We start from the raw sequence: 822 nt of genomic DNA, 5'->3' as shown, positions 1-822 counted from the left end.
CGCCTGCACCATCCTGATCGCCGTCGTGGCGATCGGCGTCATCATCGCCTCGCTTGCCAACAAGCGGCGTGAGGTGCAGCGCCAGCTCGACGAGCAGGCCGCGCAACGCGGCTGAAGACGAAAACGCGACCGCTTATTCCCCCGAAACGCCGCGGCTGATCGGGGAAATGAACGGCGTGCTCCAGGTTCCGCCGACGAAGAACGACGACTGGTTGGGGCCTTGCTGGCCGTTGGCCTGCGTTGCCGCCTGATCCGGCTGAATGACGCCGCCGGACAAGGCCAGTCCGCGCCCGGCGTAGGACGCGATGCCGGACAGCCAGATCTTGTACTTCGCTGAATTGGCCTCGGCCTTGTCGATTCGCGCCACGCCCTTCGAAATGGTTGCCTTGATCTCGGCACCGTCGATCGGCAATGTTGCGTCGGAGACATCGTCGAGCGCGAAGAAGCCGCCCTGTTCGGTATGTTTGAGGAAGGCCGGCAGGTTGAGCTTGCTCAACGCACCCGGCCCGAAGGTCGCCGAGACCGAGCCGTCGGCATTGTCGAAGATGGAATCCCAGGTTCTGCCCGGCCCCTTGAGGATCACCGAGACGGTGCCCGTGCCGACCGGCACCAGCCGCGTCATCCCTGCCGCCGTGCCGAAAGCACCGCCGTCGATGTCGGACGCCAGAAGGCGGATTTCGACTTGCGAGCCTTCCGGCTTGCGATCGAAGCGAAGGCTGGTCTGGATGTTGCCGCCGAAGGCCGAGGCATCGGAGATGTCGAAGACGGACAGACCATCCTTGACCTGTGCGGTGGCGGCGACGTCGGCGAGCTGGATCGGCC

The 822-nt window shown here is 65.2% G+C and carries 1 protein-coding gene and 1 pseudogene; one reads left to right on the top strand and one right to left on the bottom strand.

The features are described 5' to 3' along the window. Positions 1 to 115 (top strand): annotated as a pseudogene (locus EN879_RS37620) (putrescine ABC transporter permease PotI); the annotation flags it as partial. Positions 116 to 133: 18 nt separating this feature from the next. Here the strand turns inward: EN879_RS37620 and EN879_RS37615 are convergent. Then, positions 134 to 822 (bottom strand): AsmA-like C-terminal region-containing protein (locus EN879_RS37615; protein WP_281034634.1); only part of this gene is annotated, 689 nt, incomplete at its 5' end.

Origin of the sequence: Mesorhizobium sp. M7A.F.Ca.AU.002.02.1.1 (assembly GCF_003998535.1) — a bacterium.
Classification (GTDB): Bacteria; Pseudomonadota; Alphaproteobacteria; order Rhizobiales; family Rhizobiaceae; genus Mesorhizobium; species Mesorhizobium ciceri.
The sequence above is the reverse complement of the archived record's forward strand: the minus strand, read 5'-3'. Positions and strand labels throughout refer to the sequence as shown.